Source organism: Agromyces albus (assembly GCF_004134825.1).
Lineage (GTDB): Bacteria > Actinomycetota > Actinomycetes > Actinomycetales > Microbacteriaceae > Agromyces > Agromyces albus.
Map to the genome: position 1 here is coordinate 25,198 of NZ_SDPN01000011.1, position 23,998 is coordinate 49,195.

The window sequence follows — 23,998 nt, forward strand, 5'->3', positions numbered from 1 at the left end:
GCGATGATCAGCCCTTGACGTCGAAGCCCTGCTCGTTGCCGTAGTCGATGAGCTGCTCCTGCCAAGTCGCCAGTCCGTCATTGAGATCGGACTTGTTGGCGTAGGCCTGGCCGACGGTGTCGCCGAAGATGCTGTTCGCGTACACCTGGTAGGGCAGGTACGACCAGCCGGGCACGACGTCGCTCGCCGCCTGGGTCAGCACTTCGTTGATCTTCTGGCCGCCGAAGTACTCCGACTCCTGGTTCACGAACTCCTCGGACTCGAGCTCGGCGACCGTCGACGGGAATCCGCCGCTCTCGCCGAAGATCTTGATCGACTCGGGGTCGCTGTTGAGCCACTTGAGGAAGGCCGCGGCGAGCGCCGGGTTCTTGCTCTGCTTCAGCACGGCCTGGCCGCCGCCGCCGTTCTCGGCGGACACAGGCTCCCCGTCATACGTCGGCATCGGCGCAACACGCCAGTCGCCGGCTCCGTCGGGAACGCTCGACTCGAGCACGCCCGGCATCCACGCACCGAGCACGAGGCTCGCGATCGTGCCGTCGCCGAGACCCTTGAACCACTCGTCGCTCCAGCCCGGGATGTCGGAGAGGAGGTCCTTCTCGAGCAGCTGGTTCCACGTGGTCGCCCACTTGGCGCTGCCCTCGTCGGCGAGGTCGACGGTGATGTCGGCGCCGTCGACGTCGAACGGGTGACCGCCGGCCTGCCAGATCATGCTGGTCGCGAAGCCGGAGTCGCCCGTGTCGGAGGTGATGTACTTCGTCGGGTCTGCTGCGTGCAGCTGCTCACCGGCGGCGATGTACTCGTCCCACGTCGTCGGCACGGCGATGCCGAACTGCTCGAACACCGTCGCGTTGTAGAACAACGCCATGGGGCCCGAGTCCTGCGGCAGGCCGTAGAGCTTGCCGTCGATGTTCACCGAACCCCACGTCGAGGCGGTGTACTGGTCTTCGAGCTCGTCGAGGCCGTAGGCCGAGAGGTCGACGAGCGAGTCCGAAAGCGCGAACTGCGGCATCGCGTAGTACTCGATCTGCACGACGTCGGGGCCGCCCGAACCGGCCTTGATGGCGTTCTGGAGCTTCGTGTACTCCTCGGTGTTGGTGCCCGCGTTCACGAGCTTCACGTCGACCTTCGGGTAGGCCTCCTCGAACGCCGCGACCTGCGCCTCGGCCGATGGGGTCCAGCTCCAGTAGGTGATCGTGCCGCCCGCTTCGAGGGCTGCCTCGAGGTCGGATGCCGATGCATCGCCGGTGCCGGCGCCGGCGCTGGGTGCACAGGCGACGAGCGCGCCGCCGAGGGCTGCGACGGTGACGACGGCAGTGGCCATCCGGCGGAAGCCGGACCTGCTGCGCTTGGTGGTCATGGTGTTCCTTTCACTTCGTTGTAATCGGTGATCGTGATACGGGGGGTTCGGTGCAGGACGCGCCAGGTGAGAGGGATGGTGCTCGGCAAGACAGCGCCTCTCGTCACTGCTTGACGCTTCCGGCGCTCAAGCCCGACTGCCAGTACCGCTGCAGCACGAGGAAGGCGACGACGATGGGGACGATCGTGAGCAGCGATCCGGTCAGCACGAGGTTGTAGATCGGATCCGCCGAGGCACCGGTGGCCTGGTCGTTCCACTGGTCGAGTCCGACCGTGAGCGGATACCACGCGGGGTCGCTCAGCATGATGAGCGGGAGGAAGTAGTTGTTCCAGGTCGCCACGACGGTGAAGAGCAGCACCGTGACGACGCCCGGCGCGAGGAGCCGGAGCGAGATCGTGAAGAACGTGCGGAACTCCCCCGCGCCGTCCATGCGTGCCGCCTCGAGCAGCTCCGTCGGCACGGAGTCGACCGCGTAGACCCAGATGAGGTAGAGCCCGAATGGGCTGATGAGCGACGGGATGATGATCGCCCACGGCGTGTTCGTGAGGCCGAGCTGGCTGAACATGAGGAACGTCGGCACGGCGAGCGCGGTGCCCGGGATCGCGATCGCACCGAGCACGATGGCGAACACGGCCCGGCGGCCCGGGAACCGGAACTTCGCGAGACCGTAGCCGGCCACCGTCGCGAGCAGCGTCGCCCCGCCGGCGCCCAGCACGACGTAGAGCAGCGTGTTGCCGAGCCAGCGCACGAAGATGCCGTCGCGATAGGTGAGGGTCTCGACGATGTTCTGGCCGAGCACGAACTCGTCGCCGAACCACAGGCCGAACGTCGTGAAGAGGTCGGCCTGGGTCTTGCTGGCGTTGATCACGAGCCAGACGAGCGGCACGAGCGTGTAGATGACGAAGACCGACATCAACACGGTGAGCGTGATCGACTTGCGGGTGCGCGGGCTGGCGTTGCGGGGTCGGCCCGCGTACGCGATGCGGCTCATCGTTCTTCCTTTCGCGACCCGCGGAGCTGCACGACGTACGCGATCACCGCGGTGATCAGGCCCATCACGATCGCGACGGTCGCCGAGTAGTTGTACTGCTGCCCCGAGAACGACAGGTTGTAGGCGTACATGTTCGGCGTGAAGAACGTCGTGATGATGTTCGGCGCCAAGGGCTTCAGGATGTTGGGCTCGTTGAAGAGCTGGAAGCTGCCGATGATCGAGAAGATCGTCGAGATGACGATCGCACCGCGGAGGGCGGGGATCTTGATGCCGGTGATCACCCGGAACGGGCCGGCGCCGTCGAGCTCGGCCGCTTCGTAGAGCTCATTCGGAATGGTGCGCAGCGCCGCGTAGAAGATCAGCATGTTGTAGCCGACGAACTCCCACGTCACGATGTTGCCGATCGAGACGAGGATCCACTCGCGCGCGAACGGCGTCACGGCCTCGAAGCCGAGCAGGTCGTTGATGTTCCCCGCGAGGCCGAAGTTGCCGCCGTAGATGAATCCCCACATGAGCACCGCTACGACCGCTGGCACGGCGTAGGGCAGGAAGATCACGATGCGGAAGAACCCCGAGACGTGCAGCCGCGCGCTGTCGATGGCGAGGGCCGCGGCGAGAGCCAGCACGAGCATGATCGGCACCTGCACGACCAGGAAGAGCAGCACGCGCAGGAAGGACTCCCAGAACTGCGAGTCTGCGAACACCTCGGCGAAGTTCTCGAGTCCGACGAACGCGTTGCCTCCCATGAGCTGCTCGCGGAAGAGGCTGAGGTAGATCGCGTAGGCGACCGGCGCGATGAACACCAGCACGAACACCGCCATGAAGGGGCCCACGAACGCCCAGCCGCGCCAGTCGGGGCGCGATTTCACCTTGCGGGCGGGGGCCGCGGGGGCGGGCACCGTGCTCGGGCTGGGGGCCTCAGGGGCGTCCAGTTTCGACAACGTCGTCATTTCGCTCTCTCGGGCTCGGGCTATGTTCACGTAAACATCAGTCTGGCGACTGTAGCATGTTGACGTAACCATCACCAAGGGGGACCGATGACCGTTGCCGATGAGGCCACCGACGCAGGCCAGCCGCGCCGGCGGAGTCCTTCGATGGCGGATGTCGCGCGCGAAGCGGGCGTGTCGGGCCAGACCGTCTCTCGCGTCTCGACGGGCCGCCCCAACGTCGACGAAGACACCCGCAACCGCGTACTCGCGGCGATGCGCAAGCTCGGATACCGGCCGAACAGCGCCGCTCGAGCGCTCCGCTCGGGTCACTTCCGCAACCTCGGCGTCATCATGTTCACGCTGTCGTCGTTCGGCAACATGCGCACGCTCGACTCCATCGCCGTCGCGGCGGCGGCGGCCGGCTACTCGATCACGCTCATCCCGGTGCAGCACCCGACGCAGGGCGAGGTGACCGTCGCATTCAGTCGATTGAGCGAGCAGGCCGTCGACGGCGTCATGATCATCATCGAGGCGCACGCCCTCGATGAGGCCGACATCGAACTGCCGCCCGGGCTCCCGGTCGTCGTGGTCGACTCGAGCGCCCGATACCAGTACCCCGTCGTCGACACCGACCAGGCCGAGGGTGCGCGGCTCGCGACCGAGCACCTGCTCGACCTCGGTCACGACACCGTGTGGCACATCTCGGGCCCCGTCCACTCCTATTCCGCCGAGCGGCGGCGCGAGTCGTGGGCCGAGACGCTCACGACCCACGGGCGCCCAGTTCCCGACGTCATCGTCGGCGACTGGTCGTCGGAGGCCGGATACCGCGCGGGCCTCGAACTCGCCGCGCGTCCCGAGGTCACCGCGATCTTCGCCGCCAACGACCAGATGGCGCTCGGGGTGCTCCGCGCGCTGCACGAGCGCGGCCGCGCGGTTCCCGCCGACGTGAGCGTCGTGGGCTTCGACGACATGGATGAGTCGAAGAGCTTCTGGCCGCCGCTCACGACGGTCCACCAGAGCTTCGAGGAGGTCGGCCGGCACACCGTCAGCCAGCTCATCGAGGAGATCGAGGGCGCACCCCCCTCGTCAGTGAGCGTGCTGGTGCCGACCGAGCTGGTCGTGCGCGCGAGCTCAGGGCCCGCGCCGCGGCATCCGACCGCCGACGCCTAGCCTGACACCTCGCGCACGGCTGGTCCGGCGGCACTCCGGATGCCTCTGGACCGCGCCTCCCGCAGCGCGATAGCGTGTGTGCGCGTCAAGCCCTGGAGGTCAACGATGTCCATCTATCAGCGCACCGGCGACCAGACCGACGACGTCGACTGGAACGACAACATCGAGGGCGTCGCCCTCGGATCCGACGTCTCACTGATCCTCGAATACGAGTCGAGATCGGGCGCCGGGCCGCGGCTGCACCGGCATCCGTATTCCGAGACCTTCGTCGTGCGCCGGGGCCGTGCACTGTTCACGATCGGCGAGGAGCGGCTCGAGGCCCACGGCGGGCAGGTGCTCGTGGTGCCCGCGCTCACGGCGCACAAGTTCGAGGTGATCGGCCCCGAGCCCTTCGTGTCGACGAACATCCACGCGAACCCGACCTTCGAGACGGAGTGGCTGGAGTAGAACGGAGGCCCAACCTGTTGTAACGGGCAAGAGTGTTGTCGCAGGAACAGCCTTCGAACCCGGCACAGGATGGAGCACGGATGACCGACTACGGGCACGACCTGATCTTCGGCACGTTCATCACGCCGATGCACGAGAACGCCGAGCAGGTCGTTCGCGCGGCGCAGCACGCCGAACGGGCGGGGCTCGACCTCGTGACGTTCCAGGACCATCCCTACCAGCGGCGGTTCCTCGAAACCTGGACACTGCTGAGCTACGTCGCCGCCCGCACCGAACGCGTGCGTCTCGCCGGTGACGTGCTGAACCTGCCGCTGAGGCCGCCGGCGGTGCTCGCGAAGTCGGTCGCGAGCCTCGACGTGCTGAGCGGCGGACGCGTCGAGCTCGGCCTCGGCGCGGGTGGCTTCTGGGACGCGATCGAGGCGTACGGGGGCCGGCGGCTCTCCCCCGGCCAGGCGGTGACGGCGCTCGGCGAGGCCATCGACGTGATCCGGGCCATCTGGGACGTCGACGCGCGCGAGGCGACGGCGATCCGCGGCGAGTACTACCGGCTCGTGGGCGCGAAGCGCGGCCCGGCGCCGGCGCATCCGATCGAGATCTGGCTGGGTGCCTACAAGCCGCGGATGCTGCGGCTCACGGGCACGAAGGCCGACGGATGGCTCCCCTCGATCGGTCGCATGAGCACCGACGAGATCAGGGCCGGGAACGAGACCATCGACGCGGCGGCGATCACCGCGGGCCGCGAGCCCCGGAACGTGCGGCGGCTCGCCAACATCATCGGCCAGTTCGGACCGACGAGCCCGCGGCTGCTGTCGGGACCGCCCGAGCAATGGGTCGATCAGCTCGCGGCGATGACGCTCGAGCACGGCTTCTCGGGCTATGTCCTCGCCGGCGACAACACCGGCGACTACGACCGCATCGGGCGGGAGGTCATCCCTGCGGTGCGAGAGCTCGTCGCCGCCGAACGCGACCGCAGCCTGGCATCCTGACGTCGGGTCAGATCGCCCGGTGGTCGACGAACGACATCCGCGGACCTCGCCTCGGGCGCCCGCGCACCCCGGCGGCGCCGAGCAACCGCACGACCCGGTAGCGGTGGCCCGCCCACGGGGTCATCGCCTCGAGCATCTCGTCGTCGGTCATGTCGCGGCCCCAGAGCGCGTGGCCGAGGTAGTTCGAGAGGTGGTAGTCGCCGACCGAGAGCGCGTCGGCGTCGCCGAACGCACGCTGGGCGACTTCGGCTGCCGTCCACACGCCGATGCCCGGCAGCAGGGTGAGGCGGGCCGCGGCATCCGCCGGGCTCATCCGCACCGCCTCCTCGAGCCGCGCCGCGTACCGTGCGGCATTGACGATCGTGCGGGCCCGGCGCGGGTCGACGCCGGCCTGGTGCCACTCCCAGCTCGGGATCGACGCCCAGCCGCTCGGCGACGGCACGACGTGCATGGGTCGCGGCGTCGGGCCGGGCGCGGCGCTGCCGTGCCGCTTCACGAGCCGCCGCCAGGAGGCGTGCGCCTGCAGGGTGATCACCTTCTGCTCGAGGATCGCCGGCACGAGCGCCTCGAAGACACGCCCGGTGCGAGGGATGCGCAGGCCCGGGTTGCTCCGGTGCGCGTCGTCGATGAGCCGGATGCGCGGCTCGAACTCCGAGGGGTCGTCGAGGCCGCCGGCCAGCTCGGGCGCCGCCTCGACGGCAGTGGCCGCGCCGGGACCCCATCCGAGGCAGCGGAGCTCGCCGGGCGACCGCTGCTCGATGCGGATCGTCGCGGGCCCGTCATCGGTGAGCGTCGTGCGCCACACGGCACCGGCAGCGTCGATGTGCAGCGTCGGGTCGCCGCCGCCGCGCCCGAGACCCGCGAGCGTCTGCAGCAGGTCGGTCGGATGCGCCGGGCTCCACGTCAGTGCATGGTCGGCGATCACCCCTCCAGTCTGCAACACCGCACCGACGGCTCAGGCCGGTGCCCCGGTCACTCGCCGGGTCGCACGACGATCGTGGGCGACGTCATCGACACCAGTACGTCGTGGCTCACCGACCCGATCAGGAATCGGCCCACCCAATTGCGGCCGTGGCTGCCGACCACAAGGAGCGACGCATCGCGTGCCGCGAAGATGAGCTCCGCGGCTGCGCCGCCCTCCTCGAGCCGCCCCTCGGCCACCGCGCCGCGCGACGCCGCGATGTCGAGCGCATCGTCGAGGATCTGCCGGTGCATGTCCTGCACGACCGCGACGTCTTCCGCGTAGTCGTCGTAGACCGACTGCCATTCCGTGGGCACTCTCCAGACGTGCACGAGCGTGAGTTGCTCGCCCGTGCGTGCGGCCTCGTCGGCGCCGATGCCGATGGCCTCGATCGATGCCGCGGATCCGTCGACGCCCACGATGATCCCCGCCCGCACGGCAGGATCGAGGCCCTCGGGTATCACGGCCACAGCGCCGCCGCCGGGCCGTCCGGCGAGGCGCGAACCGAGCGTCCAGCGTGACGAGCGGCCGTGGGATGCGGCCCCCACGACGAGGAGCGTGCCCTGGGTGAGATAGTCGTCGAGCTCTCGAAGCGGGTCGCCGTGCACGGTCGCGGTCGTGAGCCGAAGCTCTGGGTAGGCTTCGCGCACCTCCTCGGTGACCTCCATGAGGTCGACGTGCGCGTCCGCCGGTGCGCCGGCATCGCGGTGCTCGCCCGATTGACCCGACTGGCCCGACTGCTCGCGGCCCGGCATCACCTGCACGACGACCAGTGGAACCCCGTTGGCGTGAGCCACCGCCCACTGGAGGGCGTCTTGATCGGATGGCGCGTCATCCCAGCCCACCACGATCTTGTCGAACACCGTGATCACCCGCTCTCGCACGTTGGTCGCCCTGGGTCCATTCTCCCACCGACGATCGCGCGGCACTCGGATCGAAGGTCACCTGGATGCGGAAACCGGCGTGGCCGCTTCGATCACGAAGCGGCCACGCCAGGGTCGGATTGCGGCTACGCCGCCAGAAGTCGCTCGGCCCGATCGAGGTTGGCCTCGAGCTCCTCGCGGTTCTGCCGCGCGACGTACGCGGGCTGATCGCGCTCGACCCGCCAGCTCTCGGAGAGCGGTCCGACGTTCACGGTGTCGAAGCCGAACTCGTCGTAGAGGGCGGTGACGAGTTCGATGGCGTCGTCGAAGTCGCTCGCGGTCGCGAGGGCGCGGCGGTTCGGCGAACCGGCGGCACTGCCGTCGGTGAGGATGTCGCCCCAGCCGATGTGATTGAACGCCTTCGCCACACGCGACTCGGGCAGGTGCGCCTGAATGAGGGCGGAGGTGGTGGTGCGGGCGCCGTCGAGCTCGGGAATGCGGCCATCGCGCTCCCAGTAGTAGTTGTTCGTGTCGAGCACGATCTTGCCCGCGAGCGGGGCGACCGGAATCGACGGGTACGCCTTGAGCGGCAGGGTCACGATCACGAAGTCGCCGGCCGCGGCGGCGACCTCTGGGGTGCTCGCAGTCGCCCGCGGGCCGAGCTCGCCGATGAGGGCGCCGAGGGTTTCAGGCCCCCGCGAGTTGCTGATGGTCACGTCGTACCCGCGCTCGATGAGCCCGCGTGCGAGGGTTCCGCCGATGTTGCCTGCGCCGATGATTCCGATTCTCGTCATGCGAGAGGAGAACGCAGGCGGGTCGGGTGTATTCCGCCCGACGTCAAAACCGTCGCGAAGCGCGCCGCCTGCCCGACCCCTAGGGGATGAGGCGCCGGTCGCGGAGATTCTGGAAGATCCGCAGGAACATGGACTCGGTGTCGACGTATTCGTAGAAACCAGCCCGGCGCGATTTCGAGGTGTCCGCGATGACGTCATAGTCCCAGGCGAAGACGAAATCACCGAACTGCCACGACGACACGTCCTCGTAGGGCGTCTGAACCAGACCGTGGCGTTCCACCATCTCGCTCCAGAGGCCGGCCTTGTCGCCCATGACGTCGGTGAGGCTCATCGTCAGTGGCGGCGCAATGTCGAGGTCGAAGAACGCGGCGAGCTTCGGCCACATCGACGACCACCGGAACAGGTCACCGTTGGTGATGTTGTAGGCCTGGTTCCGGCTCTCCGGATTGGTCGCCGCCCAGACGGTCGCTTTCGCGAGCAGGTCCGCGTCGGTCATCTCGATCAGGCTCGTGTACGCCCCGGGCTCTCCGGGGAAGCGAAGCGGGATCCCCAGCTCCTTGCTCATCGACGCATAGACGGCGATGACCATCGCGAGGTTCATCGGATTGCCGAGGCCGACGCCGGCCACGACCGATGGGCGAAGGGCCGACCAGGACCACGGCGCGCCATCCTGGCGCCGTTCGAGGAACTGCTGCTGGTCGACATTGAACTCGGGCGGCATGTGCGGCGGGTCGTCCTCCTTCGCCGGCGTGGCGAAGGGACCCAGATGCGCGCCGTAGACCTTGTACCCCTGCATAAGGCTGATGTGCTCGAGCGCCGGTGCCGCGGGCTCGATCGCGTCGACGACGTTGGTCAGCATCGCCAGGTTCGGTCCGACCAGCTCCGCCCAGGAGGGCCGGTCCTGGTATGCGGCGTAGAAGACGTGCGTCACGTCGACCAGCTCGCTCAGCTTGGCGATCGAGTCATCGCGGTTGAGGAGATCGACCGCAACGTGCCGAACCGCACCGGCATCCGTTCCGCCACGGCGTGAGAGCCCCACGATATTCCAGCCGCCTTCGCGCTCCAGGTGAGCGATGAGGTTTCCCCCGATCACTCCTCGCGCTCCGACCACCAATGCTGTCTTCTGATCCATTTCGCCCCCGTCGTCAAATCGTGATTTACCGATCTATTGTCTAGCACAACATCGATAAATCCCGATATTGCGATACACTCGGCGATGTGGCTGAGTTGACGGAAGAGGAGATGGTCGCAGCGTTCAAGGCGCTGGGTCATCCGACGCGGCTGGCGATCCTCGGCTGGTTGAAGGAACCCGAATCGTTCCCGCCGCAAGACCGGCCGGCTGCCGAGGTCGGGGTGTGCCTGAAGCACATCCAGGCCAGGGCCGGGGTGTCGCAGTCGACGGCCTCCCAGTTCATGGCAACACTGCAGCGCGCCGGGCTGGTCACGTGCACCAGGGTCGGCCAATGGTCCCACTACCGCCGTGACGAAGACGCCATCGCCGCGCTCGGCCAGAAGGTCGCGCTCAACGTATAGATCTGGATTCCCCGATGCTCGCGGGTGGACAATGGAGAAGGGCCAGCTGCGTCCGCATGTCGCGCCCGCTGCCGTGGCCCCACCCGATCGCGGAGTCGAAGAGATGACAGCGACGCCTCCTGAGCACGGCCGGCCGGTGCCGAACGCCGATTCGCCCCCTTCCGAGGCGCCCCCCGCTCCGCCTGTGCCGCCGAGGCCCAATGCGCACGTGACCGCGCTCATCGTGTGGCTCACGATCTTCCCGCTCGTCGCCATCTTCAGCACGCTGCTCGGACCGGTGATGATCGACTGGCATCCCGTGCTCAGAGCGTTGGTGCTCACCCTCGTCGTCGTTCCGATCGCCGCGTACTGGCTCATGCCGCAGATGTTCCGGTGGTACGGGGCGTGGGCGCGGCGTCGGGCCATGCGGCGCGCAGGCAAGCCCGCGCAGTAGAGCGGATGCGGCGTCAGACCGGGCGATACGGCTCGAGCAGACGACGCACCGACTCCGACAGCACGCGACGGAGCGTTGCCCGGTCGATGAGGCTGCTCGCCGGGTCGGCGCCCGTCATCATCAGCCCGCCACCCGCGATGATGAGTGCCGCCCGTGCCGCGGGTGTCGGGTGCTCGCCGATGAGCGCACGGTCGAGTTGTGCGGTGAGCGAGGCGAACGACTCGTCGGCGGTAACGAACTCCGCGACCGCGGCATCCCTGCGGATCATCGCGGCGATCTCGCCGTGCTCCATCACGAGATCGACGAGTCCGTCGAGCACCATGTCGAAGTCATCGGCTCGCGAGCCAGCCTGCTCGACGCTTCGCGGGATGCTCCGCATCTGCTTGATCGCGGGCTCGAGCACTGCTGCGAGGATCTCGGCCTTCGAAGGGAACTGGTGGTACACGGCCGCTTTGGTGACCCCGAGGGCACCGGCGATCATCTGCAGCGAGGTCGCGGCGAAGCCGCGCTCGATGAAGAGGGACCGCGCGGTACGGATCACCCGGTCTCGCGCCGAGACCGTGCCGCCTCGATCCTCTGCCACGCGCACCTCCTGAGTGTCGGCTGCGACTCTACCGGAACAGTTGAGGCGAACTAGCCGATCGGCTATCCTCGTGATCGATCCTAGCCGATCGGCTAGGCGGTTGACGGATGCCCCGGCACCGGCGACCCCGACCACACCCGTGAAAGGCGCCCGACGATGAGCCCCCAGGCATCCGTCTCCCCCACTGACACCATGCACGCCGTCTACGTCACCGGTCCCGGAACCGTGGCGAAGCTCGAGGTGCCGCGACCCACGGCCGGACCGCGCGACATCCTCGTGAAGGTACGCGCCTGCGGCATCTGCGGCTCCGACGCCTTTTATACGCAGATCGGCGGCATCCCGCCCAGACAGGGCGAGACCCCGCTCGGCCACGAGCCGGCAGGCGAGGTCGTCGAGGTCGGGGCCGAGGTCGCCGGCATTCCGCTCGGTGCGCATGTCGTGATCAACCCGATGGTCGCGCCGAGCGGCATCATCGGCAACGGCGGCGCGACCGGCGCCCTCGCGAGCTACCTGCTCATCGAGGACGCCGTGCTCGGCTCGAGTGTGGCGATCGTGCCCGACCACATCCCGTTCGCGGTCGCCGCCCTCAACGAGCCGATGGCCGTCGCCCGTCACGGCGTCAATCGCCTCGAGCCGAAGCCCACCGACAAGGTCGTCGTGTTCGGAGCCGGCCCTATCGGCCTCGGAGCGGCCATCGGCTTCAAGCTCCGCGGCGTCGAGAGCGTGGTCGTCGTCGACCTCATCCCCGCCCGCCTCGAGACCGCACTCGAGGTCGGCGCCGACGCCGTCATCAACTCGGCTGAGGAAGACGTCGTCGCGCGCCTCGTCGAGCTGCACGGCAACGAGCCGCGGCGCCCAGGCGAGTCGCGGCCCGGCACCGACCTCTACCTCGATGCCGCGGGCGCTCCCGTCGTGATCGACACCATCCTGAAGAACGCCAAGCACGGCGCGAAGCTCGGCATCGTCGCGGTGCACAAGAAGCCCGTCGAGGTGGACTTCGGCTCGATCCTCTCGACGGAGCTCACGATCGTGATGGCGATGGGCTATCCGACAGAGATCTTCGAGGTCACGAACGACATCATCGAGCACTGGGAACGGTACGCCGCCATCGTCAGCGACCAGTTCTCGTTCGACGACGTCGAGGAGGCGCTCGCGACCGCGGCGACGCCCGGCGCGGCCGACAAGGTGGTCGTGACCTTCGACTGAGGTACGTGCGCCTGTCGGCGGTCGGGTGCAGACTGAGGGCATGTGCGGACGCTTCGCGAACGACGCCAAAGTCGACGAGATGATCCAGGAGTTCGTCGCGCAAGGCAACGACTACCGCGACTGGAGACCCCAGTACTCGCTTGCCCCCACCCAGCTGGTGCCGATCGTGCGCGAGCGCCAGAACAAGGAGACGGGCGAGATCGTGCGGTCGATCGAGCCGGCCGTCTGGAACTTCCACCCCGCCTTCATGAAGGAGTCGAAGCGCCCGCAGTTCAACACCCGCATCGAGACCGTCGCCACGAACGGGCTGTGGAAGGGTGCATTCGCGTCATCCCGATGCCTCGTGCCGATGCGCGGCTACTACGAGTGGACCGGCGAGCCGGGCAACAAGCAGGCGTTCTTCCTGCACGGCCCACAGCCGATGCTCGCCGCGGCCGGCATCTACACGGCGCGCAAGGTCGGCGACGAATGGGAGGTGTCGACCTCGATCATCACGCGCGAGGCTCGGGATGCCTCGGGCGAGGTGCACGACCGCATGCCGGTCTTCCTCGACCGCGACGCGTGGGACGAATACCTCGCCCCGGTCAAGCTCGACGACGACGGCAAGGAGGAGATGGTCGCACTCCTCAATGCCGAATCCGAGAAGGTGGCCTCGACCATCACGAACTACGAGGTCGATCGCAAGGTGAACAACACGCGCGCGGTCGACCCCGAAGACCCCACGCTCATCGAGCCGCTCGAGTGACCCGGTGAGCACTTCAGGCCGGCCGCGCGCGGTTCTCTTCGACGTCGATGGCACCCTCGTCGACTCCAACTACCTGCATGTCGAGGCCTGGCACCACGCGTTCGAGCGGCTCGGAGTGGCCGCCGATGCGTGGCGCATTCATCGCGCCATCGGGCAGGATTCCGCTCGGCTCATCACGATGGTGGCCGGCGAACGCGACGAGGCGTGGATCGAGCGGGCGAAGGGCCTCCACAGCGACTTCTACCGCGACCTCGCGTCGCGCCTGCGCCCGTTCGACGGGTCTCGAGAGCTGCTCGCGGCAGTGGCCGATCGCGGCATCCGTGTCGTGCTCGCCACTTCGGCGCCCCGCGACGAGCTCGAGCTGTTGCTCGAAGCGCTCGACGCGGGCGACGCGATCCATGCCACCACGTCGGCCGACGACGTCGAGACCGCCAAACCCGATCCGGCCATCATCGGGGTCGCGTTGCAACGCGCGGGAGCCGCCCCGTCTGAGGCCGTCTTCGTCGGCGATTCCACCTGGGACATGATCGCCGCCGGGCGCGCGGGAGTCACGGCATACGGGCTCCGCTCGGGCGGCATCCCCGATGTCGAGCTCACGGATGCCGGTGCGCGAGCGGTCTTCGATGACCCGGGCGACCTGCACGCGAACCTCGACGAGATCGTCGGCGGCTGAGCGACGAACGTGCTCAGCGCGGGGCGAACGCCGCGTGGAAGAGCGCCCACGCTCGCCGTGCGACGTCGCGACGATCCTCGGGGTCGCTGCGGGCGAGCACGCCACTGAGCATCGAGACGGCGAGCAGCAGGTCGTCGGTGGCGACGTGGGCACCGATGCGGCCGGCCGCTCGCTCCCGATCGAGCGCTCGCTCGGCGATCTCGTAGAACCGCTCGCCCAGGTGCACGACCCGTGGATCGTGCGGATTGGCGGTGACCATGTCGATGAACGCCGTCGAGACGAGCGCCTGCTCGATCACGAGGTCGAGCAGGTCGTCGAGCGTCGTGTCGGGACGGTCGACGATGGCCTCGAGGTTGCCGATGTTCTCGTCGAAGACGGCCACGGCGAGCGCCGTGCGATCGGGGAAGTGCCGGTAGAGGCTTCCCTGCCCCACCCCCGCTCGTCGTGCCACGGTGCTGAGCGGTGCGGTGAGGCCCCCGGTCGCAAAGACCTCCCGTGCCGCTGCGATGAGCGCGCGCCGGTTCTCGGGCCCGGCACTGGGGCCACGATTCGCTTTCCGACTCCCAGACACGGGTGTTAGCGTACTACCGGACAAGGGTGTCCGGTAGCACGCACGACTCGCTGCACGGCACGCTGCCGAGGCATCCGTCACGCCCCGTCAACCGCACAGAACCCGAGAAGAAGAAGGAAACGCTCGCATGACCATCTCCCCCGCACCGCTCAGCGGTGACGCCTCGATCGGCACTTGGCTCGACCACTCCGTGGGCGGCCCCATTCTCCGCGACCTGCTCGCCCAATCCGGACAGAGCGCCGAGGTGATGCGGCCCGTGCGCCGGCTCGCGATCAAGCGCCTCGTCAAGCTCAGCCGCGGCTCGTTCACCCAGGAACAGCTCGACGAGCTCGTGCGCCGCGCAGCTGCCGGCGACGTTCCCGTCACGGAACCCGCCACCGAACCCGCCACCGCGCCCCCGGTCGAACGCCCCGAGTGGGTCGAACGCATCGACTCGGGCCGCTTCACCGGCAAGACGGTCATCGTCACGGGAGCGGGCTCCGGCATCGGCCGCGCGACGGCATCGCGTGTGGCCCGGGAGGGCGGCCGAGTGATCGCCGTCGACATCTCGGAGGAGCGCCTCGACGAGTTCGTCGCCGAGCTGCCCGACGCCGACATCGTGCCCGTCGCCGCCGACATCACCGCCGACGACGCGATCGCGCGCATCCTGTCGGCCGCCGGCGACCGCATCGACGCCCTCGCGAACGTCGCCGGGATCATGGACGACATGACCCCCGTCGGCGAGATCTCCGACGCGGTCTGGAAGCGCGTGTTCGCGATCAACGTCGACGGCACCATGAAGCTCATGCGCGCTGTCGTGCCGACCATGCTCGCCCGGGCGAACGGTTCGATCGTGAACGTCGCCTCCGAGGCGGCGCTGCGCGGCTCTGCGGCAGGCGCCGCGTACACCGCCTCGAAGCACGCCGTCGTCGGGCTCACCAAGAGCAGTGCCTTCATGTACGGCCCGAGCGGCATCCGCACCAACGCCGTGGCCCCCGGCCCCACCATCACGAACATCGAGGCGAAGTTCGCGTCGGCGCTCGGCGCTGAGCGCGTTCGGACGGGCATGGCGGTGATGCCCGAGGCCGCCGAGAGCGACGCCCTTGCCGCCTCGATCACCTTTCTGCTGAGCGACGACGGCGTGAACGTCAACGGCGTCGTGCTCGCGAGCGACGGCGGTTGGTCGGCCGCCTGACGATCAGGATCGAACGAGCCGGGCGATGGCCTCGGATGCCTCGCGCAGCTTCTCTTCGGCCTCCTCGCCGCCTTCCTGGGCGGCCGTGAGCACGCAGTGCGTCATGTGGTCGTTCAGCAGGCCGAGCGCGACGGCCTCGAGCGCCTTGGTCATGGCCGACACCTGCGTGAGGATGTCGATGCAGTACTTCTCATCGGAGACCATGCCCTGCAGCCCGCGCGCCTGGCCCTCGATGCGCCTCAGGCGTCGCAAGTACTCGTCTTTGTCGCTGATGTAGCCGTGGTGGCCGGTGGCCGTGTGGCTCATGTGCGTCCTCGTTCCGCTCGTGCGAGCTGCGCTGCCCTCGGTTGACAGACTACCCCTGTGGGGTATAGGAAGAGTGTACCCCATGGGGGTATATACTTCGATGAGTTCGAGTGAGGACACACTGATGCGCGACACCAACGGCACCCACGAGTTCGTCGGCGGCCTGTCGCGATGACCGCCCAGCAGGTCGAACTGCTCGTCGGCGGCATGACCTGCGCGTCCTGCGCCGCTCGCATCGAGAAGCGCCTCAACCGGATGCCAGGGGTCGAGGCGATGGTGAACTACGCGACCGAGAAGGCGAGCGTGCACCTCCCCGATGGCGTCAGCGTCGATTACGCGATCGCGATCGTCGAAGCGACCGGGTACACCGCCGAGCTGCCGGCGCCCCCGCCAACCGAATCGACCGAGTCCGGCGCCAGGTCCGAGATCGGCGCCGAAGCGGCATCCCTCCGCCGGCGCCTGTTCATCTCGATCGCGCTGACGATCCCGGTCGTGGCGATGTCGATGATCCCGGTGCTGCAGTTCACGAACTGGCAGTGGCTCGCCCTCGCCCTCGCCGCCCCTGTCGCCGCCTGGGGTGCGTGGCCGTTCCATCGCGCCGCGTGGCTGAACCTCAGGCACGGCGCGGCGACGATGGACACCCTCATCAGCGTGGGCGTCCTCGCCGCACTCGGCTGGTCGCTGTACGCGTTGTTCTTCGGCATGGCTGGGATGGCCGGGATGACGATGAACTTCGTCCTGTTCAGCGAGCCGGGCGGCGGGGCCGACGAGATCTACCTCGAGGTCGCCGCAGCGGTCACGGTCTTCATCCTCGCCGGGCGGTACTTCGAGGCGCGCGCGAAGCGGCGTTCCAACGCCGCCATCACCGCGCTTCTCGAGATGGGCGCCAAAGAGGCGACTGTGCTCCGCGGCGGCGTCGAGCTGCGAGTGCCCGCCGCGAACCTCGTGGTGGGCGACCTCTTCGTGGTTCGCCCCGGCGAGAAGGTCGCGACCGACGGCAGGGTCGTCGAGGGCAGCTCCGCCGTCGACGCGAGCATGCTCACCGGCGAGGCCGTTCCCGTCGAGGTCGGGCCGGGCGACGAGGTCGTCGGCGCCACCCTGAACGCGGGCGGGCGACTCATCGTGCGCGCCGAGCGAGTGGGCGCCGACACGGAACTCGCCGTCATGGCTCGTCTCGTCGAGCAGGCGCAGACCGGCAAGGCCGACGTGCAGCGGCTCGCCGACCGCGTGTCGGCCGTGTTCGTGCCCATCGTCATCGGGCTCTCCCTGACGACGCTCACTGTGTGGTTGCTCATCGGCGCGAGCCCCGAGGTCGCGTTCGCGGCAGCGGTCGCGACGCTCATCATCGCGTGCCCGTGCGCGCTCGGCCTCGCGACCCCGACGGCGCTGCTCGTCGGCACCGGGCGGGGCGCCCAGCTCGGCATCCTGATCAAGGGTCCGCAGATCCTCGAGTCGACCCGCCGCGTCGACACGATCGTGCTCGACAAGACGGGAACCGTGACGACCGGCAAGATGAGCCTCACTGCCGTCATGCCGGCCCCGGGCGAGGATGCCTCCGAGGTGCTGTGGCTCGCCGGTGCAGCCGAGACCGGCTCCGAGCATCCGATCGGCGCGGCGATCGCTGCCGCTGCCCGTGAGGGCGGCGAGCCCTTGCCGGCGTTGGAGTCGTTCACCTCCGAGCGGGGACTCGGCGTGCAGGCCGTCGTCGACGGGCACCTCGTGCTCGTCGGCCGCCCCTCGTGGCTCTCCGCCAAGTGGGAAGTCACGCTTCCGACCGACCTCGCCGATCAGCAGGCGTCGCTCGAGATGGCCGGCGGCACCGTCGTCGCGGTCGCCTGGGACGGTCGGGCTCGAGGCATCCTTGCGGTCTCCGACACGGTGAAGGTCACGAGTGCCGCGGCCGTGGCACAGCTCAGGGCGCTGGGGCTGAACCCGATCCTCCTCACCGGCGACAACGAGCGGGCAGCTCGCGCGGTCGCGGCAGAGGTGGGCATCGACGACGTGCGCGCTGAAGTGCTGCCCGCCGAGAAGGCCGACGTGGTGCGCACACTGCAGCAGGGTGGCCGCGTCGTCGCCATGGTCGGCGACGGAGTGAACGACGCCGTCGCCCTCGCGACGGCAGACCTCGGCATCGCAATGGGAACCGGCACGGATGTCGCGATCGAAGCGAGCGACCTGACCCTCGTGCGCAGCGAGCTGGTCGCCGTCGTCGACGCGATCCGCCTCTCCCGGCGAACGCTCGCGACCATCAAGGCGAACCTCTTCTGGGCGTTCGCGTACAACGTCGCGGCCATCCCGTTGGCGATGCTCGGCATGCTGAATCCGCTCGTCGCGGGCGCGGCGATGGCGCTGTCATCGGTGTTCGTGGTGAGCAACAGCCTCCGGCTGCGCCGCTTCCGCGGTGCCCCCGACACGGCCGGCGCGCAGTCCCTCCGTCAGCGCCGCGGCGAGGTCGCGATCGCCTCCACCTGAACCACTGCCGACTGGGGCGTGCATTCGCCATGCCTGTCGGCGGCTCCGGTTCGATCGATTCCGACGACGAAAGGAACTCACCGATGCTGAACACACGCAAGTTCGTCCTCGTGTCCGCCGCGGCCGCTGTCGCTCTCAGCTTGAGCGGCTGCGCAGGAGGAGGAGGAGGAGGAGACATGTCCGGAATGGACATGAGCGCCTCGGATGCCCCGGCCGACGCCGCCTTCAACAGCGCCGATGTCATGTTCGCCCAGATGATGATCCCGCACCACGAACAGGCCGTGGAGATGAGTGAGATGCTCCTCGCGAAAGACGGCATCGATGAGCAGGTCCGTGACCTGGCAACCCAGATCAAGGACGCCCAGCAGCCCGAGATCGACCTGATGAGGGAGATGCTCTCCGAGTGGGGTGAGGACGACAGCGCCATGGGTGGGATGGACGACGGCGGCTTGCTATCCGACGAGGAGATGGCCGCGCTCGAGGATGCCACGGGCGCTGACGCTGCCCGCCTGTTCCTCGAGGGCATGACCGTGCACCACGAGGGCGCCATCGAGATGGCCGAGGCCGAGGTGTCCGACGGCGAGAACGCCGAGGCGAAAGAGCTCGCCGACGCCATCATCGCCGCCCAGACCGACGAGATCGCCGTCATGCAGGAACTGCTCGCCGACTTCTAGTCACTCGGGCGGTACGCAGCGCTCCACACCCGTCGCGTTCCAGCTGGGGCCCTTCCTTCTTATAGGGCCCCGCACACGCCTCTTACTGAGAACGCCTGAGATCTTGCGTCATGAAGGTCGCGCCCCGGCTCGGATTCGAGCCAGCCGACATGTCAAGTGGTGCGCGAGGGGGGACTTGAACCCCCACACCCTTGCGAGTACTGGCACCTGAAGCCAGCGCGTCTGCCAATTCCGCCACTCGCGCACGTGCAGCGCGCCGAAGCGCGCCAACCAAGCGAGATTATCACCCTTGGGCGACCAAAGCCATTCGAGCGGCGCGCCGGCGCCGCGCGCCGAACCCTTGGCGATTCCTTCGAGTCTGCATTCTGCCTCGCGCTCGCCCGTCCTCGGGAATAGCATCGTCTCGCGGGTTCTGGCGCCCCGGCCGACACGATGAAAGGAACGCCCGTGACCCCCTCCCCCACCTCAGACGCCGCTGCCGTCGATCTCACCGGCATCCGCGGCTATCTTTTCGACCTCGACGGTGTGCTCACGCCGACCGCCGTCGTGCACATGCACGCGTGGTCGCGCCTGTTCACGCCGATCCTCGAGGCGCACGGCGTCGCGCCGTACACCGACGACGACTACTTCGCCTACATCGACGGCAAGCCCCGGTACGACGGCGTTCGGAGCCTCCTCGAGAGTCGCGGCATCCGCGTGCCCGAGGGTGAGCCCACGGATGCCCCGACCGCCGATACCGTGCACGGCTTCGGCAACCGCAAGAACGAGGCCTTCAACGCGACCCTCGCCGAAGAGGGCGTCACGGCCTACGCCGGGAGCGTCGCGTTCCTCGACGCCGTCGAGCGCGCAGGCCACAAGGTCGCCGTCGTCTCGAGCTCGAAGAACGCGCCGTCGGTGCTCGAGGCCGCGGGCCTCGCCCATCGGTTCGACGTCGTCGTCGACGGCGCCGTCGCCGTGCGCGACGGACTGCCGGGCAAGCCCGAGCCCGACACGTTCGAGCGCGCCGCCGAGCTGCTCGGCCTGCCGACCACCGTGTGCGCCGTCGTCGAAGACGCCGAGTCGGGCGTGAAGGCGGGCGCGGCGGGAGAGTTCGGCATCGTGATCGGCGTCGACCGCGGTGTCGGGCGCGCCGCCCTCGAGGAGCTCGGCGCCGACGTGATCGTCGACGAGCTCGATGAACTGATCCCCGCGGTCGAGCGTGCCGCCGCGGCATCCGACCCCCGAAACCCCACCTCTATCCCCCGAGAGGACCGTGAATGAGGTTCGCCGACCACGACCCCCTGAACCGCAGCCGCTTCCCCGTCGACGAGTGGGCACTCGTCGAGACCGAGTTCGGCGTCGGCGATCTCGGCCGCACTGAGACGCTCTTCGCCGTCGGCAATGGCTACCTCGGGCTTCGCGGCAACGTCGAGGAGGGTCGCGACGGGCACATGCAGGGCACGTTCGTGAACGGCTTCCACGAGACGTGGCCGATCCGTCACGCCGAGGAGGCGTTCGGCTTCGCGCGCGTCGGGCAGACGATCGTGAACGCTCCCGATGCGAAGATCATCCGTCTCTACGTCGACGACGAGCCGCTCGTGCTCACCGAGGCCGAGCTGCTCAGCTATGAGCGCCGGCTCGACTTCCGCCTCGGAGCGCTCTCGCGTTCGATCATCTGGCGCACGCCGTCGGGCAAGCGCGTGCTCATCACGAGCCGGCGCATGGTCTCGTTCACCGACCGGCACCTCGCCGTGCTCGACTACGAGGTCGAGATGCTCGACGCGGATGCCGCGGTCACGATCTCGAGCCAGATCCTCAACCGTCAAGACGGCCGCGACGAGTACCGCTCGGGTGTGCTCGAGGCGGCGGGGGCGTTCGACCCCCGCAAGGCCGAGCAGTTCACCGAGCGCGTGCTGCAGCCGCGCCACAAGCGGCGCGCCGAGGGTCGCTACGTGCTCGGCTACCAGTGCACCAACTCGGCCATGACGATCGCGATCGGCGCCGAGCACTCGATCACCACCGACAACACATTCACCGAGTCGGGTTCGATCGAAGACGACCTCGCAAAGCACATCTACAAGGTGCATGCCAAGCAGGGCGAGCCGATCCGCATCACGAAGACCGTCAGCTATCACACCGCACGCCGGGTGCCCGCGCGCGAGCTCGTCGACCGGTGCGACCGCACGCTCGACCGCGCCGCCGAGCTCGGCGTCGGTGAGGTCTTCGCGCAGCAGCGCGCCTGGCTCGACGACTACTGGGCCCGCTCCGACGTCGAGATCGCGGGCCAGCCGGCGATCCAGCAGGCCACGAGGTGGAACCTCTTCCAGCTGGCGCAGGCCACCGCCCGCACCGACGGCGGCGGCGTCGCGGCGAAGGGCGTATCGGGCTCCGGCTACGGCGGCCACTACTTCTGGGACAGCGAGGTCTACGTCCTCCCGTTCCTGAGCTACACGGCCCCGATCGTCGCGCGCAACGTGCTGAGATTCCGGCAACGGATGCTCGACTCCGCACGCGCCCGCGCGCTCGAGCTCAACCAGCGCGGGGCCCTGTTCCCGTGGCGCACGATCAACGGGCTCGAATCGTCGGCGTACTACGCCGCCGGCACCGCGCAGTACCACATCGACGCCGACATCTCCTATGCCGTGTGCCAGTACGTGGCGGCCACGGGCGACGAGGACTTCCTGGGCCGCGGAGCCATCGACATCCTCGTCGAGACCGCTCGAATGTGGGAAGACCTGGGGTTCTGGCGCACCAACACCGACGACGTGTTCCACATCCACGGCGTGACCGGCCCCGACGAGTACACGACCGTCGTGAACGACAACCTGTACACGAACGTCATGGCGCGCTCGAACCTCGCTGCCGCGGCATCCGCCGTCGACAACCTGCAGGTGCTCGACCCCATCGGCTATCACCGGCTCGTCGACCGTCTCGGCGTCACCGCTGCCGAGGTAGCGAGCTGGCGGCGCGCCGCCGCGCACATGCACATCCCGTTCGACCAGCAGCTCGGCATCCATCCGCAGGACTCGGCCTTCCTCCAGAAGGAGCTCTGGGACCTCGAGAACACCCCCGAAGACCGCCGGCCGCTGCTCCTGCACTACCACCCGCTCGTCATCTACCGCTTCCAGGTGTTGAAGCAGGCCGACGTGGTGCTCGCGCTCTACCTGCAGGGCGACCGCTTCACGACCGAAGAGAAACGCGCCAACTTCGAGTACTACGACCCGCTGACCACGGGCGACTCCACGCTCTCGGCGGTCGTGCAGTCGATCATCGCCGCCGAGGTCGGCTACCACGAGCTCGCGCTGCGCTACTTCCGCTCAGCGCTCTTCGTCGACCTCGCCGATCTCCACCACAACGCCGCCGACGGCGTGCACGTGGCGTCGGCCGGCGGCGTGTGGAGCACGCTCGTGTCGGGATTCGGAGGATTCCGCGACCACAACGGCATCTTCAGCTTCGATCCGCGCCTGCCCGATGGCTGGGAGCAGCTGACGTTCCGCATCACCTTGCGCGGCACCCGCCTGCGGGTCGTCCTCACGGGCGATTCGATCACGTTCGCCGTCGAGGAGGGCGTGGAGGCCCGCGTCCGCGTGCGCGGTGCCGAGGTCGTCGTCACGACCCTCTCCGAGGTGTCGGTGCCGCTGCACGGCCAGGGTCCGCGACTCTACGGTTCGCCCACGATGCGCGACGTCACCGGCTCGCGCCGAGCCGACGGCACCCTGCTCACCGCGTCGATCCCGACCCTGTCCCTCGACTCCGAAGAGGCGGAATCCACAGTCCCTGTCGACTGATCGCAACTGGTTCACAGTCGCTCGGGCTACCATGTCACACAGTCACGGAACCGGATCGGGAGACCTGTGGGCCTACTGGACAACTTCGAGAAGGGTCTCGAGCGCGCCGTCAACGGCGCGTTCGCGAAGACCTTTCGCTCGGGACTGCAGCCCGTCGAGATCACGTCAGCACTGAAACGCGAGATCGACACGAAGGCCGCAGTCGTCTCGCGCGACCGCGTGCTCGTGCCGAACACGTTCACCGTGCGCATGGCGCCGGCCGATCATGACAACATGGCGGGCCTCGGGCCGGCACTCATCGACGAGCTCGTCGACCTCGTGCAGAAGCACGCGGCGAGCCAGCGCTTCCAGTTCGCGGGCGGCATCTCGATCGCGTTGCAGGCCGACCCCGGCCTCAGCGTCGGCATGGTGCAGGTCGACTCGCGCAACGTGAAGGGCCAGGTCGCCTGGACGCCCGTGCTCGAGGTCAACGGCAAGCGGCATCCGATCCTCAAGGGCCGCACGGTCATCGGGCGGGGCAGCGAGGCCGATCTCACCCTCGACGACTCCGGCGCCTCGCGCCGTCACGCCGAAGTGCAGTGGGACGGCACGCGGGCTCGCGTGCGCGACCTCGGCTCCACGAACGGCACCCAGCTGAACGGATCACCCGTCAAAGACGCCATCCTCGAACCTGATTCGGTCATCACCATCGGGCGCTCCCGCATCACGTTCCGGGTGCTCGCGCAAGCGACGCCGGGGGCCACCGACTCCCGCGGTCGCACCGACCCGGCCACCGAACGCCATGACATGGGCGGGTTCTGGGGGCCCGGCGAATGAGCGAACTGACCCTCCTCGTCCTGCAACTCGGCTTCCTGCTGCTCCTCTGGGTATTCATCTTCGCGATCATCTACGCCCTGCGCAGCGACCTCTTCGGCCAGCGGGTGCGCAAGCTGCAGCCCGATGTCGCCGCCGCACCGGTCGCCGCCGCGGCATCCGTCTTCCCGAGCTCGCCGGTCACGCCGCCGCCGACACCCGCGGTCACCTCCCCGGCCGGCCGGCCGGGCGCCGGCGAGCTCGCCTCGACCGAGAACGCCACCCGGCTCGTCATCACCTCCGGAGCGAAGGCCGGGGCCGAGTTCCCGCTCGGCCGTGACGAGATCACGATCGGGCGCTCGAGCGACTCGGCGATCATCATCCGCGACGACTACACGTCCACCCACCACGCGCGGCTCATGCTGTGGAACGGCCGCTGGATGATCCAAGACCTCGACTCCACGAACGGCACGTTCCTCGGCGGCTCACGAGTGACGGTGCCCACCCCGGTGCCCCTCGGAGCCACTGTGAAGGTCGGAGCAACCACGTTCGAGCTGCGACGGTAGCCCCG

The 23,998-nt window shown here is 68.7% G+C and carries 25 protein-coding genes and 1 tRNA gene; 15 read left to right on the plus strand and 11 right to left on the minus strand.

Annotated features, from left to right (window positions below):
* Positions 1–7: 7 nt before the first annotated feature.
* The 3 genes from ESP51_RS07820 to ESP51_RS07830 form a co-directional block, all read right to left on the minus strand.
* Positions 8–1,357, minus strand: coding sequence for an ABC transporter substrate-binding protein (locus ESP51_RS07820; protein ID WP_129520345.1), 1,350 nt, complete (start codon positions 1,355–1,357; stop codon positions 8–10).
* A gap of 103 nt (positions 1,358–1,460) precedes the next feature.
* Positions 1,461–2,348 (minus strand): carbohydrate ABC transporter permease, encoded by an 888-nt coding sequence (locus ESP51_RS07825; RefSeq protein ID WP_129520346.1) that lies wholly within the window; start codon positions 2,346–2,348, stop codon positions 1,461–1,463.
* Positions 2,345–3,298, minus strand: a complete 954-nt coding sequence (locus ESP51_RS07830; RefSeq protein ID WP_129520347.1) for a carbohydrate ABC transporter permease — start codon at positions 3,296–3,298, stop codon at positions 2,345–2,347. Before ESP51_RS07830 ends, ESP51_RS07825 begins: the two co-directional genes overlap by 4 nt.
* Positions 3,299–3,385: 87 nt before the next feature.
* Between ESP51_RS07830 and ESP51_RS07835 the strand changes: the two genes are divergently transcribed.
* From ESP51_RS07835 to ESP51_RS07845, 3 genes are all read left to right on the plus strand, one after another.
* A complete protein-coding gene (locus ESP51_RS07835; RefSeq protein ID WP_241843048.1) occupies positions 3,386–4,447 on the plus strand; it encodes a LacI family DNA-binding transcriptional regulator in 1,062 nt (353 codons plus the stop codon).
* A gap of 105 nt (positions 4,448–4,552) precedes the next feature.
* Entirely contained in the window at positions 4,553–4,894 is a 342-nt protein-coding gene (locus ESP51_RS07840; protein ID WP_129520348.1) for a cupin domain-containing protein, read from the plus strand.
* 80 nt (positions 4,895–4,974) lie between these two features.
* Positions 4,975–5,880 carry an LLM class flavin-dependent oxidoreductase gene (locus ESP51_RS07845; RefSeq protein ID WP_129520349.1) on the plus strand — a complete coding sequence of 302 codons (906 nt, stop codon included), beginning with the start codon at positions 4,975–4,977 and terminating at the stop codon, positions 5,878–5,880.
* Between the two features lie 7 nt (positions 5,881–5,887).
* Here the strand turns inward: ESP51_RS07845 and ESP51_RS07850 are convergent, their stop codons facing one another.
* The 4 genes from ESP51_RS07850 to ESP51_RS07865 form a co-directional block, all read right to left on the minus strand.
* Positions 5,888–6,805: a DNA-3-methyladenine glycosylase family protein gene (locus ESP51_RS07850; RefSeq protein ID WP_241843049.1), complete on the minus strand. Its 918-nt coding sequence runs from the start codon at positions 6,803–6,805 to the stop codon at positions 5,888–5,890.
* Between the two features lie 47 nt (positions 6,806–6,852).
* Positions 6,853–7,725 (minus strand): universal stress protein, encoded by an 873-nt coding sequence (locus ESP51_RS07855; RefSeq protein ID WP_129520350.1) that lies wholly within the window; start codon positions 7,723–7,725, stop codon positions 6,853–6,855.
* A gap of 125 nt (positions 7,726–7,850) precedes the next feature.
* Positions 7,851–8,498: an NADPH-dependent F420 reductase gene (locus ESP51_RS07860; RefSeq protein WP_129520351.1), complete on the minus strand. Its 648-nt coding sequence runs from the start codon at positions 8,496–8,498 to the stop codon at positions 7,851–7,853.
* Between the two features lie 79 nt (positions 8,499–8,577).
* Complete coding sequence (locus ESP51_RS07865) at positions 8,578–9,630, minus strand: SDR family oxidoreductase (RefSeq protein WP_129520352.1); 1,053 nt, start codon at positions 9,628–9,630, stop codon at positions 8,578–8,580.
* Between the two features lie 86 nt (positions 9,631–9,716).
* Here ESP51_RS07865 and ESP51_RS07870 point away from each other — a divergent pair, with 86 nt between their 5' ends.
* Complete coding sequence (locus tag ESP51_RS07870) at positions 9,717–10,031, plus strand: ArsR/SmtB family transcription factor (RefSeq protein ID WP_241843050.1); 315 nt, start codon at positions 9,717–9,719, stop codon at positions 10,029–10,031.
* A gap of 208 nt (positions 10,032–10,239) precedes the next feature.
* Positions 10,240–10,464 carry a putative antibiotic biosynthesis monooxygenase gene (locus ESP51_RS07875; protein WP_241843051.1) on the plus strand — a complete coding sequence of 75 codons (225 nt, stop codon included), beginning with the start codon at positions 10,240–10,242 and terminating at the stop codon, positions 10,462–10,464.
* Positions 10,465–10,477: 13 nt separating this feature from the next.
* On the opposite strand, the gene ESP51_RS07880 is transcribed toward ESP51_RS07875, so the two are convergent.
* Positions 10,478–11,047, minus strand: a complete 570-nt coding sequence (locus tag ESP51_RS07880) for a TetR/AcrR family transcriptional regulator (RefSeq protein ID WP_164990457.1) — start codon at positions 11,045–11,047, stop codon at positions 10,478–10,480.
* Positions 11,048–11,203: 156 nt separating this feature from the next.
* Here ESP51_RS07880 and ESP51_RS07885 point away from each other — a divergent pair, with 156 nt between their 5' ends.
* Genes ESP51_RS07885 through ESP51_RS07895 form a run of 3 tightly spaced genes read left to right on the plus strand, consistent with a single transcriptional unit; the run spans position 11,204 to position 13,671 of the window.
* Entirely contained in the window at positions 11,204–12,253 is a 1,050-nt protein-coding gene (locus ESP51_RS07885; protein ID WP_241843052.1) for a zinc-dependent alcohol dehydrogenase, read from the plus strand.
* 40 nt (positions 12,254–12,293) lie between these two features.
* Entirely contained in the window at positions 12,294–12,998 is a 705-nt protein-coding gene (locus ESP51_RS07890; protein WP_129520354.1) for an SOS response-associated peptidase, read from the plus strand.
* Positions 12,999–13,002: 4 nt separating this feature from the next.
* Positions 13,003–13,671 (plus strand): HAD family hydrolase, encoded by a 669-nt coding sequence (locus ESP51_RS07895; RefSeq protein ID WP_129520355.1) that lies wholly within the window; start codon positions 13,003–13,005, stop codon positions 13,669–13,671.
* Positions 13,672–13,684: 13 nt separating this feature from the next.
* Here ESP51_RS07895 and ESP51_RS07900 read toward each other — a convergent pair whose 3' ends face one another.
* The gene (locus tag ESP51_RS07900; protein WP_277871070.1) at positions 13,685–14,242 is read right to left on the minus strand and encodes a TetR/AcrR family transcriptional regulator; all 558 of its coding nucleotides are present in this window, start codon (positions 14,240–14,242) and stop codon (positions 13,685–13,687) included.
* Positions 14,243–14,369: 127 nt separating this feature from the next.
* Here ESP51_RS07900 and ESP51_RS07905 point away from each other — a divergent pair, with 127 nt between their 5' ends.
* Positions 14,370–15,416, plus strand: a complete 1,047-nt coding sequence (locus ESP51_RS07905) for an SDR family NAD(P)-dependent oxidoreductase (protein WP_129520357.1) — start codon at positions 14,370–14,372, stop codon at positions 15,414–15,416.
* Positions 15,417–15,419: 3 nt separating this feature from the next.
* Here ESP51_RS07905 and ESP51_RS07910 read toward each other — a convergent pair whose 3' ends face one another.
* A complete protein-coding gene (locus tag ESP51_RS07910; protein ID WP_129520358.1) occupies positions 15,420–15,722 on the minus strand; it encodes a metal-sensitive transcriptional regulator in 303 nt (100 codons plus the stop codon).
* 171 nt (positions 15,723–15,893) lie between these two features.
* Here ESP51_RS07910 and ESP51_RS07915 point away from each other — a divergent pair, with 171 nt between their 5' ends.
* Both ESP51_RS07915 and ESP51_RS07920 read left to right on the plus strand, forming a co-directional pair.
* Positions 15,894–18,194 (plus strand): heavy metal translocating P-type ATPase, encoded by a 2,301-nt coding sequence (locus ESP51_RS07915; RefSeq protein WP_129520359.1) that lies wholly within the window; start codon positions 15,894–15,896, stop codon positions 18,192–18,194.
* Positions 18,195–18,370: 176 nt separating this feature from the next.
* The gene (locus tag ESP51_RS07920; RefSeq protein WP_129520360.1) at positions 18,371–18,868 is read left to right on the plus strand and encodes a DUF305 domain-containing protein; all 498 of its coding nucleotides are present in this window, start codon (positions 18,371–18,373) and stop codon (positions 18,866–18,868) included.
* 157 nt (positions 18,869–19,025) lie between these two features.
* Here ESP51_RS07920 and ESP51_RS07925 read toward each other — a convergent pair.
* Positions 19,026–19,112: transfer RNA gene (locus tag ESP51_RS07925), tRNA-Leu, on the minus strand.
* 188 nt (positions 19,113–19,300) lie between these two features.
* Here ESP51_RS07925 and ESP51_RS07930 point away from each other — a divergent pair.
* The 4 genes from ESP51_RS07930 to ESP51_RS07945 all read left to right on the plus strand — a co-directional run bounded on the left by ESP51_RS07930 (position 19,301) and on the right by ESP51_RS07945 (position 23,993).
* Positions 19,301–20,128, plus strand: coding sequence for an HAD family hydrolase (locus ESP51_RS07930; protein WP_129520361.1), 828 nt, complete (start codon positions 19,301–19,303; stop codon positions 20,126–20,128).
* Positions 20,125–22,635 carry a glycoside hydrolase family 65 protein gene (locus ESP51_RS07935; protein ID WP_129520362.1) on the plus strand — a complete coding sequence of 837 codons (2,511 nt, stop codon included), beginning with the start codon at positions 20,125–20,127 and terminating at the stop codon, positions 22,633–22,635. The genes ESP51_RS07930 and ESP51_RS07935 overlap by 4 nt, the downstream gene beginning before the upstream one ends.
* Before the next feature lie 66 nt (positions 22,636–22,701).
* Positions 22,702–23,451, plus strand: coding sequence for an FhaA domain-containing protein (locus tag ESP51_RS07940; RefSeq protein ID WP_129520363.1), 750 nt, complete (start codon positions 22,702–22,704; stop codon positions 23,449–23,451).
* Positions 23,448–23,993, plus strand: a complete 546-nt coding sequence (locus ESP51_RS07945; protein WP_129520364.1) for an FHA domain-containing protein FhaB/FipA — start codon at positions 23,448–23,450, stop codon at positions 23,991–23,993. The genes ESP51_RS07940 and ESP51_RS07945 overlap by 4 nt, the downstream gene beginning before the upstream one ends.
* Positions 23,994–23,998: the final 5 nt, after the last annotated feature.